Origin of the sequence: Burkholderia sp. SJZ089 (genome assembly GCF_007828315.1) — a bacterium.
GTDB classification, from domain to species: domain Bacteria; phylum Pseudomonadota; class Gammaproteobacteria; order Burkholderiales; family Burkholderiaceae; genus Burkholderia; species Burkholderia gladioli.
This window is the reverse complement of the sequence record NZ_VIUM01000004.1, coordinates 309,510-322,778: the sequence shown is the minus strand read 5'-3', so window position 1 is coordinate 322,778 and position 13,269 is coordinate 309,510. Positions and strand designations below refer to the sequence as shown.

16 protein-coding genes are annotated in these 13,269 nt (G+C 65.7%); 12 read left to right on the top strand and 4 right to left on the bottom strand.

What is annotated here, in order from left to right; all coding sequences use genetic code 11:
• The first annotated feature begins 34 nt into the window (after window positions 1-34).
• The 5 genes from FB600_RS09720 to FB600_RS09700 are packed head-to-tail and all read left to right on the top strand — an operon-like array spanning window position 35 to window position 4,532.
• A complete protein-coding gene (locus FB600_RS09720) occupies window positions 35-601 on the top strand; it encodes a carboxymuconolactone decarboxylase family protein (protein ID WP_098182831.1) in 567 nt (188 codons plus the stop codon).
• Window positions 598-1,704 (top strand): acyl-CoA dehydrogenase family protein, encoded by a 1,107-nt coding sequence (locus tag FB600_RS09715; protein WP_145756669.1) that lies wholly within the window; start codon window positions 598-600, stop codon window positions 1,702-1,704. Before FB600_RS09720 ends, FB600_RS09715 begins: the two co-directional genes overlap by 4 nt.
• Window positions 1,701-2,489, top strand: coding sequence for an ABC transporter ATP-binding protein (locus FB600_RS09710; protein WP_145756667.1), 789 nt, complete (start codon window positions 1,701-1,703; stop codon window positions 2,487-2,489). Before FB600_RS09715 ends, FB600_RS09710 begins: the two co-directional genes overlap by 4 nt.
• Before the next feature lie 2 nt (window positions 2,490-2,491).
• On the top strand, window positions 2,492-3,682 hold the full coding sequence (locus FB600_RS09705; RefSeq protein WP_096750934.1) for an ABC transporter substrate-binding protein: 1,191 nt from the start codon (window positions 2,492-2,494) through the stop codon (window positions 3,680-3,682).
• Entirely contained in the window at window positions 3,675-4,532 is an 858-nt protein-coding gene (locus FB600_RS09700; protein ID WP_145756664.1) for an ABC transporter permease, read from the top strand. Before FB600_RS09705 ends, FB600_RS09700 begins: the two co-directional genes overlap by 8 nt.
• A 104-nt stretch (window positions 4,533-4,636) precedes the next feature.
• Here the strand turns inward: FB600_RS09700 and FB600_RS09695 are convergent, their stop codons facing one another.
• The 3 genes from FB600_RS09695 to FB600_RS09685 form a co-directional block, all read right to left on the bottom strand.
• On the bottom strand, window positions 4,637-5,701 hold the full coding sequence (locus tag FB600_RS09695) for an L-idonate 5-dehydrogenase (protein WP_145756662.1): 1,065 nt from the start codon (window positions 5,699-5,701) through the stop codon (window positions 4,637-4,639).
• A 54-nt stretch (window positions 5,702-5,755) separates the two neighbouring features.
• Entirely contained in the window at window positions 5,756-6,529 is a 774-nt protein-coding gene (locus FB600_RS09690; RefSeq protein ID WP_017919165.1) for an SDR family NAD(P)-dependent oxidoreductase, read from the bottom strand.
• 155 nt (window positions 6,530-6,684) lie between these two features.
• Window positions 6,685-7,701: a 1-aminocyclopropane-1-carboxylate deaminase gene (locus FB600_RS09685; RefSeq protein WP_036031554.1), complete on the bottom strand. Its 1,017-nt coding sequence runs from the start codon at window positions 7,699-7,701 to the stop codon at window positions 6,685-6,687.
• A 192-nt stretch (window positions 7,702-7,893) separates the two neighbouring features.
• On the opposite strand from FB600_RS09685, the gene FB600_RS09680 reads away from it, so the two are divergent.
• The 6 genes from FB600_RS09680 (at window position 7,894) to FB600_RS09660 (ending at window position 11,901) form a co-directional block, all read left to right on the top strand.
• A complete protein-coding gene (locus tag FB600_RS09680; protein ID WP_145756660.1) occupies window positions 7,894-8,412 on the top strand; it encodes an Lrp/AsnC family transcriptional regulator in 519 nt (172 codons plus the stop codon).
• 280 nt (window positions 8,413-8,692) lie between these two features.
• Window positions 8,693-8,821, top strand: a complete 129-nt coding sequence (locus FB600_RS37695) for an HHHH-motif protein (protein ID WP_013690065.1) — start codon at window positions 8,693-8,695, stop codon at window positions 8,819-8,821.
• 406 nt (window positions 8,822-9,227) lie between these two features.
• Complete coding sequence (locus tag FB600_RS09675) at window positions 9,228-10,493, top strand: stearoyl-CoA 9-desaturase (protein WP_127840923.1); 1,266 nt, start codon at window positions 9,228-9,230, stop codon at window positions 10,491-10,493.
• A complete protein-coding gene (locus tag FB600_RS09670) occupies window positions 10,424-10,885 on the top strand; it encodes a DUF2000 family protein (protein WP_145756657.1) in 462 nt (153 codons plus the stop codon). Before FB600_RS09675 ends, FB600_RS09670 begins: the two co-directional genes overlap by 70 nt.
• Window positions 10,882-11,568: an AzlC family ABC transporter permease gene (locus FB600_RS09665; RefSeq protein ID WP_244118180.1), complete on the top strand. Its 687-nt coding sequence runs from the start codon at window positions 10,882-10,884 to the stop codon at window positions 11,566-11,568. The genes FB600_RS09670 and FB600_RS09665 overlap by 4 nt, the downstream gene beginning before the upstream one ends.
• 12 nt (window positions 11,569-11,580) lie before the next feature.
• Complete coding sequence (locus tag FB600_RS09660; protein WP_096750929.1) at window positions 11,581-11,901, top strand: AzlD domain-containing protein; 321 nt, start codon at window positions 11,581-11,583, stop codon at window positions 11,899-11,901.
• A gap of 87 nt (window positions 11,902-11,988) precedes the next feature.
• On the opposite strand, the gene FB600_RS09655 is transcribed toward FB600_RS09660, so the two are convergent.
• Window positions 11,989-12,372, bottom strand: coding sequence for a hypothetical protein (locus FB600_RS09655; RefSeq protein WP_044274916.1), 384 nt, complete (start codon window positions 12,370-12,372; stop codon window positions 11,989-11,991).
• Between the two features lie 112 nt (window positions 12,373-12,484).
• Here FB600_RS09655 and FB600_RS09650 point away from each other — a divergent pair, with 112 nt between their 5' ends.
• On the top strand, window positions 12,485-13,177 hold the full coding sequence (locus FB600_RS09650) for a hypothetical protein (RefSeq protein ID WP_244123698.1): 693 nt from the start codon (window positions 12,485-12,487) through the stop codon (window positions 13,175-13,177).
• The last annotated feature ends 92 nt before the right edge of the window (window positions 13,178-13,269 follow it).

Below are 13,269 nucleotides of genomic sequence, written 5' to 3'. Positions count from 1 at the left end.
TGCTCCGAACGATTCCGCCTTTCCAGAGGACACCATGGCCCGCCTGCCGCTGCACACCGTCGACACCGCTCCCGAAGCGAGCCGCCCGTTTCTCGAGAAGGCGCTGGCCGCCAACGGCTATTTGCCGAACCTGGTGGCCTCGCTGGCGAACGCGCCGGCCGCTCTCGAAACCTACCTGACCGTGGCCGGCATCAACGGCCGCAGCGGCCTGTCACTGGCCGAGCGCGAGACCGTGCAGATCACCGCCGCCGCGATCCATGGCTGCGGCTTCTGCGTGGCCGGCCACACGGCCGTCGCGCTGAAGAAGGCGCAATTGCCGGGCGAGGTGGTCGACGCGATCCGCGATCAATCGACCATCGCCGACACGCGCCTCGCCGCGGTGGCCGACTTCACGCGCGCCGTGATCGCCACGCGCGGCGCGGTGGCCGACGACGCGCTGGCCGCCTTCCACACGGCGGGCTTCGACGACGCGAACGCGCTGGAAGTCATCCTCGGCGTGAGCCTCGCCACGCTCTGCAACTTCGCGAACAATTTCGCGCGCAACGAGTTGAACCCGCAACTCGAAGCCTATCGCTGGGAACCGAAGGCGCGGGCCGCATGAACGCAAGCACGCCCCGCCCCCTCTCGACCGAGGCCGAGCTCGGCGATTGGCTCGACCAGCACGCCGAGTCGCTCGATACCGAAGCGACGCTTGCCGCCCAGGTGCTGCCGCGGCTCGCGCGCGCCGGGGTGGCCGCGATCGGCGTGCCAACCTCCTCGGGCGGCGCGGGCGGCGATATCGCCGAAGCCATCGACGCGCTCGCGCAGGTCGCCACGCATTCGCTGACGGCCGCCTTCGTGCTGTGGGGACATCGCACCTTCATCGAATACCTGTTGCATGCCGACGGCGAGGCGCTGCGCGAGCGCTGGCTGCCGTCCCTGCTCGGCGGCGAGACGGCCGGCGCCACCGGGCTCTCGAACGCGATGAAGTACCTGTCGTCGATCGAGTCGCTGCAGATGCGCGCCTCGCGCGATGCATCGGGCGCTTACCGGCTCGACGGCAGCCTGCCCTGGATCACCAACCTGCGCCGCGAGGGTTTTCTCGCCGCCGCCGCGTTCGAGCACGACGACGGCAGCGCGCCGTCGATCTTCGCGCTGCCGCACGACGCGCCCGGCCTGCAACGCAGCGAGGATCTCGACCTGGTGGCGATGCGCGGCAGCAATACCGCCGCGCTCGGCGTCCAGGGCACGGTGCTCGACGCCTCGTGGCGCATCGCGGCCGACGCGCCGGCGTTTCTCGCGCGCGTGCGCCCCGCCTTCCTCGGCCTGCAATGCGGGATGTCGCTGGGGCTCGCGCGCCGCGCGCTGGCCGCCGCCGGCGAAGCCGGTCATGCCTCGCGCGGCGCCATCGCCAGCGAGATCGAAACGGTGCGCGCGCAACTTTCCCGGCAGCGCGACCAGTTGCTGAACGGCGTGCTCGACGGCAGCTTCCTGGCCCGCCCGGCCACGCTGTTCGAGCTGCGCATCGCGCTGGTCGAGACCGTCGAGGCCGCCGTCGCACTCGAGGTGCAGGCCGTCGGCGGCCGCGGCTACCTGCGCGGCGCCGATGGCGCGAACGGCACCGCGCGACGCGTGCGCGAAGCCTCCTTCGTGCCGATCGTCACGCCGAGCCTGGTGCAGTTGAAGACCCAGCTCGCCCGGCATCGCCAGGCCGACGCGGCATGAGCGGCGCCCGTCTCACGATCGACGGCCTCGCGCTGCGCTATCCGAATCGCGCGGTGCTGCAGGCGCTCAGCCTGCGCGTCGAGCCCGGCGAGAGCGTCGCGCTGCTGGGGCCCAGCGGCTGCGGCAAGTCCTCGCTGCTACGCACGATCGCCGGCCTCACCGCGCCCAGCGCCGGGCGCATCGAACTCGACGGCGAGGCCGTCAAGGGCCCGCGCGCCGACATCGCGCTCGCCTTCCAGCACCCTGCCCTGCTGCCCTGGCTCGACGTCGAGCGCAATGTCGCCTTCGGCCTCGATTTCAAGCATCAACCGCGGCTGACGCGCGCCGCGCGCGAAGCCCGCGTGACGGCCGCGCTACGCGCGGTCGGCCTCGAACACGCGCGCCACTGGCGCCCGGCCCAACTCTCGGGCGGCATGGCGCAACGCGCCGCGTTGGCTCGCAGCCTCGCGCGCGAGCCGCGCGTGCTGCTGCTCGACGAGCCCTTCGGCGCGCTCGACGAGGTCACCCGCGCCGGCATGCAGGACCTGTTCGTCGAGGTGGCGCGCCGCACCGGCGCGACCGCCCTGCTCGTCACGCACGACATCGACGAGGCGCTGCGCGTGGCCGACCGCGTGCTGCTGCTCGGCAACGGCGGGCGCCTGGCCGGCGACTGGCCGGTGGACGTGCCCGCGCCGCGCGACGCGCAACTGCCGGCGCTCGGCGCGCTGCGCATCCCGATCCTGGCGGCGCTGCACGCGACGATGCAGCCGGCAGCCGCCACGCCCGCCTATACGATGGACGCCTGACGATGTGCGATACCCCGATGTCCCGCCGCGAGTGGCTCAAGCTCGCCACGCTGTTCTCCGTGGCCGGCGCCGCGCCGCTGCTGCACTCGCTGTCCGCGCGCGCGGCCGCCGAGCCCGACGCGCCGGTGCGGATCGGCTACCTGCCGATCGCCGATGCCACGCCCCTGCTGGTGGCGCATGCGAACGGCTATTTCGAGGCGGCCGGCGTGCATGCCGAGAAGCCGACCTTGCTGCGCAGCTGGGCCCAGTTGGTGGAGGCCTTCCTGTCCGGGCAGGTCAACGTGGTCCATCTGCTCTCGCCGATGACGCTGTGGGCGCGCTACGGCAGCCGCGCGCCGGCCAAGGTGGTGGCCTGGAACCACGTGAACGGCTCGGCGATCACGGTCGCGCCCGACGTGAACTCGCTGGCCGACCTGGGCGGCAAGACCGTGGCGGTGCCGTTCTGGTATTCGATCCACAACGTGATCCTGCAGGACATGCTGCGCGCGCAGGGCCTGCAGCCGGTGCTGAAGAAAGGTGCCGCGCCGGGCCCCAGGGAAGTTGCGCTGATCGTGATGGCGCCGTCCGACATGCCGCCCGCGCTGGCCGCCAGGCAGATCGCCGGCTTCACGGTGGCCGAGCCGTTCAACGCGGCGGCCGAGCAGCTCGGCATCGGCAAGGTCCTTCGCTTCACGGGCGACGTCTGGCGCAATCACGCCTGCTGCACGATCTTCATGCACGAGCAGGACCTCACGCAGCGCGCGGGCTGGTCGCAGAAGGTGGTGGACGCGATCGTCAAGGCCCAGCTCTGGACCCGCGCGCATCCGCAGGACGCGGCGAAGCTGCTGTCCAGGGAAGGCGTCAACCACTACACGCCGCATGCCTCGGCCCTGCTCGGGCGGGTGCTCGCGCCGCCGCCCGGCGACGCGGGCCGTTACCTCGGCGATCGCGCGATCCAGCACGCCGACTGGCACGAGAAGCGCATCGACTTCCAGCCCTATCCGTTCCCGAGCTACACGGAGGAACTGGTGCGCCGCCTGAAGACCACGCAGACCGAAGGCGCGAACGGCTTCCTGGCCCAGCTCGATCCCGCCTTCGCGGCGCGCGATCTGGTGGACGATCGATTCGTGAAGAAGAGCATCGAGGCCGCCGGCGGCATGGCCGCGTTCGGCCTGCCGGCCGGTTATGCGCGCAAGGAGACGATTCTTGTCTAGCGTGCTGCCCGCCAGGCGCGAGGAAGGCGCCTTGCCGGCGGCGCAGGGCGGCGCCGTCGCGCCACGCTCCGGCGCCGCCTCGCGCCTGCGCGGCGCGCTGCTCGGCGCGGCCGGCCTGCTCGCCGCGCTCGGCATCTGGTGGCTGGCGGTGGCCCTGCTCGCGGGCAACAACGCGATGGTCGCGCAGTTCTCGCCGCTGCGCGCCTGGCAGGTGCTGCCGGCGCTGATCCGCGAGGACCAGTTGCTCACGCACGTCGCCACCAGCCTGCGTCGCATCGCGGCGGGCCTGGGCTGCGCGCTGCTGGTGGGCGTACCTGCCGGTTTCGCGATCGGCCGGCTGCGCTGGCTGGAACACGCGCTGTCGCCGACGCTGCAGTTCCTGCGCATGATCTCGCCGCTGTCCTGGATGCCGGTCGCGGTGATGTCGCTCGGGGTGGGCGACCGCGCCGTGATCTTCCTGCTGGCCTTCGCCGCCGTCTGGCCGCTGATCCTAAGCACGTCGGCCGGCGTCGCCCAGCTCGACCGGCGCTGGATCGAGCTGGGCCGCAGCCTGGCCGCGACCCGCGCCGAAATGCTGTGGCACATCTACGTGCCCGGCATCGCCGCCCATGTGCTGACCGGCGTTCGGCTCGCGATCGGGATTCTGTGGATCGTGCTGGTGCCCGCCGAGATGATCGGCGTGAGCTCCGGGCTCGGCTACCTGATCCTCGACACGCGCGACCGGCTCGCCTACTCGGAGCTGGCGGCCGTGATCCTGGTGATCGGCGTGCTCGGTTTCGCGCTCGACATGGCGGCGCGTTCGCTGGCCGCGCGGCTCAATGGCGGCGGCTCGGCGGAGGAAGGTCGATAAGCGGGCCGCTGCCCGGCGGTTTTCTCAGGTTCCGCACGGCGTGCTGGACGGCCGCCATGCGGAACTTTCACGGGCGCCTCATGCGAAGCCGCCCATCCCGTCGTTCAGGCTTCGGCGACGGCTTCCTCGAAGTCGATCAGCACCTTCATCGCGCGCCGACGATCGCCGGCCAGCGCGAAGGCCTCGTTGGCCTCGCGTGCCGGGAACACGCGCGTGATGGCCGGCGCGAGATCGACCCGGCCTTCGTTGATCAACTGCACCGCCAGCGCGAATTCCGAGTGGAAACGGAACGAGCCGCAGATCGTCAGTTCCTTGGCCACCACCACGTTCTGCGGAATCGCCACGTCGCCGCCCAGGCCGAGTTGCACCACCACGCCGCGCGGACGCAGCACCTCGAGCCCGTCGCGCAGCGCGCGCTCGTTGCCCGAGCATTCGAGCATCACGTCGAAGCTGCCCTTGTCGGCCGCGTAGGCCCGGGCCCATTCCGGATCGGCGGCGACGTTGACGACCTTGTCGGCGCCCAGCGCCTTCGCCACCGCCAGCGGCTCGTCCACCACGTCGGTGGCCACCACCTCGCGCGCGCCATGCGCCTTGGCGGCGGCCACGGCCAGCGCGCCGATCGGCCCGCAGCCCGACACCAGCACGCGCCGCCCGATCAGCGGGCCCGCGCGCGACACCGCGTGCAGGCCGACCGCGAACGGCTCGGCCATCGCGGCCAGCGAGAAGGGCACATGGTCGGCCACCTTCACGCACTGCACGGCCTCGCACACCAGCGCGCCGCGAAACGCACCCTGGATATGCGGCATGCGCATCGCGCTGCCGTAGAAGCGCATGTCGAGACACTGGTTCGGCAGGCCTTCGAGGCAGTACTTGCACTTGCCGCAAGGCCGGCTCGGATTGACGGCGACGCGATCGCCGACGCTCACCGCCGTCACGCCCTCGCCCACCTCGACCACCGTGCCGGCCACTTCATGACCGAGCACCATCGGCTGCTGCAGCCGGATCGCGCCGAAGCCGCCATGACGGAAATAATGCAGGTCCGAGCCGCAGATGCCGCCCATCGCAACCTGCACGCGCACCTGGCCCGCGCCCGGCGCCTCGACCTCGCCCTCCTCGTAGCGCAGATCGTTCGGTGCGTAAATGACGAGACACATGCAACGCAGTCTCATGGTGTTTCCTCCTGCTCCTGGATTCGGGATGTGTTCTTGTACCGGGCCGCCGGCTCAGACCGTGCTGGTGAGGCCGCCGTCGACGAACAGCGTCTGGCCGTTGATGAAGTCGGCCGCCGACGAGGCGAGGAACACGGCCGCGCCGCACAGCTCCTCGACGCGCCCCCAGCGGCCCGCCGGCGTGCGCTTGCAGATCCAGTCGTTGAAGGCCGGATCGTTGACCAGTGCCTGGTTCAGCTCGGTTTCGAAATAGCCGGGCGCGAGGCCGTTGGCCTGGATGCCGTAGCGGGCCCAGTCGGCGCACATACCCTTGGTGAGCATGCGCAGCGCGCCCTTGGAGGCAGCATAGGGGGCGATCGAGGGCCGCGCCAGCTCGCTCTGCACGGAACAGATATTGACGATCTTGCCGCGGCCGCGCTTGATCATGTGGCGCGAGACCGCGCGCGAGACGATGAAGGCGCCGTCCAGGTTGACGCGCATCAGCGCGTGCCAGTCGGCGTCCTCGAACTGGTCGAGCGGCGCGCGGCGCTGGATGCCGGCATTGTTGACGAGGATGTCGATCGCGCCGATGCCCGCCTCGAAGGCGTCGATGGCGGCCGTGGCCTGCTCCGAGTCGGCCACGTCGAACACCGCGTGCGAGGCCTCGAAGCCCTGCTCGCGGAAGCCGGCCGCGAGCGTGGCCGCCTTGTCCGGATTGCGATCGTTGATCACGATGCTGGCGCCTGCCTGCGCGAGTCCGCGCGCGAGCGCGAGTCCGATGCCGCGTCCCGACCCGGTCACGAGCGCGCGGCGCCCGTCGAGCCGGAACAGGCTGTTGACGTCTGCCATGCCTGTCTCCGAAAGTGCTCGCCGCGCGCGGCCGGGAATCGACGCGCTGCGGCGGGCGCTCAGTAAACCGCAGGCTGGCGGACGCCGCCAATGCTCTTTGCTGATCGTGTGATCACGGATCGTGATCAAGCGGCGCGGGAGGCGCCGCCGCCGGTTCAACCCTCGCGGAACAGGTAGCTGTAGGCGCTCAGCGCCGGCACGCCGCCCAGGTGCGCATAGAGCACCTTGGAGCCGGCCGGGAACTCGCCGAGCCGCACCTTCTCGATCATGCCGTGCATCGACTTGCCCTCGTAGACGGGATCGGTCAGCATGCCCTCGAACCTGGCCGACAGCCGGATCGCCTCCAGCGTGCCCTCGCTGGGCAGGCCGTATTCGGGGCCGCCGAAGCGTTCGTCGAGCACCACGTCGGCTTCGGTGATATCGCGGCCCAGCTCGACGCGATCGGCGGTGCCGCGCGCGATGCGCAGGATCTGTTCGCGCGTCTGCGCCGGCTTGGCCGAGGCGTCGATGCCGATCACGCGATCGGCGCGGCCGTCGGCGGCGAAGCCCACCACCATGCCGGCCTGCGTGCTGCCCGTGACCGAACAGACCACGATGTAGTCGAAGCGGATGCCCATCTCGGCTTCCTGCGCGCGCACTTCCTCGGCGAAGCCGACGAAGCCCAGGCCGCCCAGCGGGTGCTCGGAGCAGCCGGCCGGGATCGGATAGGGCTTGCCGCCCTTGGCGCGCACGTCGGCCATCGCCTCCTCCCAGCTCCTGCGGATGCCGATATCGAAGCCGTCCGGCACCAGCCGCACGTCCGCGCCCATCATGCGCGACATCTGGATATTGCCGACCCGGTCATATACCGCGTCCGAGTAGTTGACCCAGTTCTCCTGCACCAGCACGCACTTCATGCCGAGGTGCGCGGCCACCGCCGCCACCTGGCGCGTCTGGTTCGACTGCACGCCGCCGATCGAGACCAGCGTATCGGCGCCCTGCGCGATCACGTCGGGAATCAGGTATTCGAGCTTGCGGGTCTTGTTGCCGCCGAAGGCCAGGCCGCTGTTGCAATCCTCGCGCTTGGCGAACAGTTCGACCTTGCCGCCGAGATGGGCGCTCAGGCGCTTGAGCGGCTGGATCGGCGTCGGGCCGAAGGTCAGGGGGTAACGCGGGAATTTCTGAAGGTTCATGCCTCGCTCCTGGCTTGATGGGATGGATGCGTGCTCGCGACGTGGACGGTGCCGGCCTCCGTGCCTGTCATCGAAGCGACGCAAATATCGTAGAAGCGATCGAACGAATCAGGGTTGTGAAATTGTCGCCCATTTCCTTTTTTTCTGAAGTCATTAGATAATCAAGCCGAATTTCATTAGGAAATCAACGCCATGTGTGCAACAAAAAAAACATCACCGATCGCCAGGGCCGCCACCGCCGTGGCTGCCGGCGCCGAACTCGATCGCGTCGATCGCGCGATCCTGCGCGCGCTGCAACGCGATGCCTCGATCTCGAACGTGGCGCTGGCCGAGCGCGTGAACCTGAGCCCGCCCGCCTGCCTGCGGCGCGTGGAGAAGCTCAAGGAAGCGGGGCTGATCCGCGGCATCGTCGCGTTGCTCGAACCGAAGGCGCTCAATGCCGGCATGCTGGTGATGATCGGCGTGGTGCTCGACCGCTCGACGCCGGAGTCGTTCGCGGCATTCGAGAAGGCGGCGCAGAAGGTATCGGGCTGCATGGAATGCCACGTGGTGACCGGCGAATTCGACGCCGTCATGCTGGTGCGCACGCGCGACAGCGAGACCTTCAACCGGCTGCACGCGGAGCAGTTGCTCTACCTGCCCGGCGTGCGCCAGATCCGCACCTTCGTCGTGCTCAAGGAAATCCTCTCGACCACGCAATTTCCCGTGTGAGCCGGGAACCGTCCTTGCGTGCCCGCGCAAACCTGCAAGGGGCTTGCCTTCGGCCGACGTTACGCGGTTCGCGATGGATGCCGGCGGACGCGATTGCAAGCCATTTGAATGCTGAATTAAATGCGCGGTTACAAACCGTTGCACCTGAAATAGAGCCTGTTCGTATGATCGTGAGCGCTCCACGACGAACCCGAAACGCCGCGTCGAAAAGGCCTCGAGCCTGGCCGGCAAGGCGGGTTTCCGGTCATCAAAACCACACCACTCCGCTCAGGACACACCCATGAAAACTCTGCTCGCTTCGGCCCTGGCCGTGACGCTCGCCCTCCTCGTGACGAACGCGGAAGCCCGCCCGCACAAGGTCTGCCATTTCGACCATCATCATCACCGCAGCTGCCACTGGGTCCACTAAGTCTCGCGGATTCGGCGGGCCGGCGCGGATGCGCTGGCCCGGCAAGATCGTCATCCCCCTTCCCGCTCCTCCTGATTCACTCGGCAATACAGCTTGCCATTCGATTTTCCGCGAGAATTACCGCGCAACCTTGCCCAGTCCTGGCCGCAAGCAGACCGCACTCGCTTATCCTCGATTTAACTCCCCTATCCATTCCGCATCGAGAAGATACTTGTCATATTGACAAGTACGACGTCGGCATTTAACAGACAGCGCTCAAAATTCAGAATCACGTTGTCGAGCCGAAAAGATACCCATAAGAAAAAGCATTTATTGTCGCAGGGTGTACTCAGGCACCCGCTCGCCATGCTAGCGTGTAGCGCAATCACTCATGGCTAGCGGGCCATCTCTTCAATATCAATCAAGCATGAAGAACTGGAATCGATTTGAAACGAAAACGAGAGAGTCCATGGCCGGATTGCCGCGACTGATTCAGCCCTTGCTCACCTGGCTCACCGGGAAACCATTGACCGCGAAGGAATCGCAATTTCATCTACCACGATGGCTGGATGTGATCGGGACATTGCTCCTGGCGGGCTTGGCCGAACTGGCTCTCCTGTCTCTCTCAAGGCAAGATTCCCTGCCGGCATGGTGTGGAATCAACGCACTCTGGATTCTTCTCGTCGGCTTGCTAAGAAAAATTCAGGTTACTCACCTGCATCATGCCATTCATAATCGACTCTTCAACCGCGCCGCGATCAACCTGGTCTACTCGCATCTCGCCCCCGCGCTCCTGTTTATCCAGAATCGAGACGAATATCGAAAAGAACATCTCGAGCATCACAACTCCACGTTCTTCACGACCAGGAAAGATGCCGATGCGGCCTTCCTCGCCCTTCTCGGTTTCATCCCTGGCCGAACGAAGCGGGAACTCTGGACGAATCTCTGGGTGATAATCTTCAGTCCTACATTCCATTTCCTGTTTGCCAGGAATCGACTCAAATCGACCTTCATCACGGCAAAACCCTCGGCCATTGTCTTTTCTGTCATGGTGGCATGTGGATACGCGGTTCTATTCAATGCAGCGGGATGGAAAGCATTCACCGTCGCGATCATCATTCCGCTATTCCCGCTCTACCACATCAGTGCCTTGCTCCAGTTCCTCACCGAACACGCCTGGAATGTATCAGCGGGTCCGGTCGAAAACCGGGAGCAATACAAGGAACGCTGCTGGGGGCGATTCTGCGGAGAAAAATTCCCCATCAGGCGCCAGGGTTTCATTCCATCCTTGACGTTCACCGGACAGGTTTTCCTATGGAGCGTGAAGATGAGCTTCCTGCACTTGCCCACGCGCCTTGCCTGCCTCGTATCGGATCTCCCCGCTCACGACTGGCATCACCTTGCGCATATGGCTGGCCAAGATGCCCGAGATTGGCATCGCAGCCTCCATCTTCGTGAAATCGCCATCGCCGACGGCGACAAACCAGGATTCTCTCGTCGCGAACTGTGGGGTATGCCACACATGCTCGCGCATCAGTTCGGCTGGCTGGAAAGCATCAGTTGCCGATACGAACTGCCCACCGAGCAATCCATGGGTAACGAAACAATCGAAGTGAGTGAACAATGGCCTACGAAAACAATTCCCGTAAAACCATCCTCGTCCTCAACACCGAATTCACGGCCCCTGTCCTGATGAATGCAATGGGCCATGTCGCCATTGGCCTGATCGGGGCGCGAAATGCCGGCGACTGGAATCTGTTGGACTATCCGAGCCCCGGCTTCGAGGTCGAGAGCCGGATCAGCGAATATCCCGTGGTCGTGCTGCGCGCAAAAAAATCACCTCACCTGGAAAAACTCGTTCTCGGCCTGAAGCAGGCCGGGATCGCGCATAACGTATTCATCGACACCATGCTGGGCCGCACCGCAGATGAACAACGCGCGGCAACGCTCCATGCCGTGCGGGGTGTGGCCCGAATCGTCTGCGTCGGCCTTTTCGGCGACGAAGCCTCGATTCGATCATTGATCAAGGCATTCTCCGTGTACAAGATGTCGGACGCCATGTCTTCCACTGAGAGCGCATCGTGAAGGATGCCGCCTGGAGGGATGTGTTTCGGCTGACGCTGCCGGTCGGCATGGGTTATCTGCCTACGGGATTCGCATTTGGCGTGCTCGCGGTGCAGGCCGGCTTGTCACAAACGATAAGCATCGGCATGAGCGTCTTCGTCTTCGCGGGGGCACTGCAGTTTGCCGCAGTTCCGATGTTGGCTGGCGCATCCGGGATTGCTGCCGTGGCGCTGACGACCCTGCTTGTCAATCTTCGCCATATTCTCTATGCCATACCGCTCATCGACCACCTGCCAAGGAAAATGCTGCCAAAGACCTATGTCATCGCGGCATTGACTGACGAAAACTATTCGGTATTGGCGACAACCCCCGACAAAGCCAAATCAGCCCTGATGCTGAAAATCAGCCTCGTCAACCATGTCTACTGGATCGCCGGAACAGCGCTGGGCGCGATCCTGGGCTCGCGCATCGCGCACTGGATTCCGAACCTCGATTTCGCGCTTCCGGCCTTGTTCACCATCCTCGCCATCGAACAATACCTGTCCCGGCGCAATTGGCTACCGATCGCCTTGGGGCCTGTAGCCTATTGCGTCGCCAGAATGGCGTTCCCCGATTACGCATTGATCTCGGCACTCGCTCTTGGCTTGGGTGCACTGCTATCGATCGGAGCCGTCCAGAAAAACACCGTGGAAAAGCCCTTTTGAGCATCGCACACCATGCAAATGTTGAATCAATGGCTTTCCATCGCTGTCATGAGCGGAATCACCATCATGCTGCGCGCAGCCCCGCTGGTCTTGAGCAAATCACGGCTCCGCTCCCCCTGGGTGCTCCGGCTCAACCGCGACTTGCCGCTCTGCGTCATGGTCGTACTCATCTCCCATTCGATCAGTGGAAACGCCTCGCCGGCTTGGTTCCTGCTGACTCAGAAAATCGGAGCACTCTGCGTCGTTGCCGCCAGCTATCTGAAGTGGAGGAATGCACTTTTGAGCGTGGTAGCCGGAATTGCGACACTATCCGCCATCACCCGCATTTTTTGACCTGCCGGCGTACATGGGATACCGCCGGCGCTCGTGTCGGCACCCAAGACTGGATGTCCGCCTTTACCCGAGCCGGACATCCAGCGCTCAAAGATCCCCCCGCACCTCGCCGGTTCCCAGCGCGTTGCGTTGCCGGTTGACCTCCGCCCACAGCGCGTCGCTGTCGTCTTCGCGCAGCAGGATCACCCAGTCCAGTTGTTCGTCGGTCACGCCGAAGTACTCGAGGATTTCCTTGCGCGCGGCATCGATGAACTGCATGAACTCCGGCGTGGTCTGGGCTTCCTCGTGCAGGGCATCGTATTCGTCGTCGTCCTCGCCGCCGCCCTGTTCGTCGATATAGCGCGTGATCCACAGGTCGCGCTCGTGATCGTAGTCGGCTTCGGCGCGCATCGCCTGCGCCGCGGTGTGGAAATCCAGTTGGGCAAACGCGGCGATCGCCGCCGCGGTTGCTTCATCGAAAGTCGTTGCCATGTTCCATCCCATCGTAGTCTTGGCGCATCATCTCACGACTCGCATCCTGGGTTGGCGACGAGCTTGATATCCTGCATCATCCGCAGCCATTCCACCGACGACATTAGCCACCATGCCGAACCACCGGATTGCGATGAAGCACGCTGTTCTCTGCGCCGCGATGCTTGCCTCGGGCGCTGCATTCGCCCATGCCTCGCCCGAAGTCTGCAGCGGCGAGCTGAGCGCCTTGATCCTGCCCCCGCTCGAGCGCAGTTCGATGAAGAAGCAGGATATCCAGGTGGGTATCGCCGATGAATCCGACGGCGTCTACAGTGTGAGACTGTCCCTGTCCGCCAAGGGCGCGGACAATCCCGACGACCAGGTGACGATCGGCTGGGTCAACCTGGATACCAGGGCGATGAAGGCACTCGATATGACGCGCGATCCCGATCACCCGGACCTGCTCGCGGTGGATCAGGCAAAGTACCGGAAATTCGTTTCGGATTGTCTTCGTGAGACGCCCAGCATGACGCAACGCTGTGACGCTCTCGACGAGCAAGCCTCGCAGGCCTCGACTCGTCTGCCGCCAACCCTAAGCAGGATGATCGTGGTCGGAAACGGGCGACTACCGTTCCACTCGGCGCCCGACGATGCATGCAGGACGCCCGGCGTGTTCATCCTGAGCGGCGAATCCGTCCAGGCCGATCGAACGTATCGGGGCTTTACCTCCGTCGTTTACCTGAGCGCGAGAAAAAATGGACCGATCAAGGGCTGGGTGAGAAGAGATCGCTTGAAGGCGGCGGATTCGGAGCCGGCCGCACGATAACAGCGTCAGCACGCGCGACACGATTCGGCATGGAGTGAAACGAGGCAATATCACCGCACGGATACCTCGCAGTCGAGCCGGTAAAAGGAGAA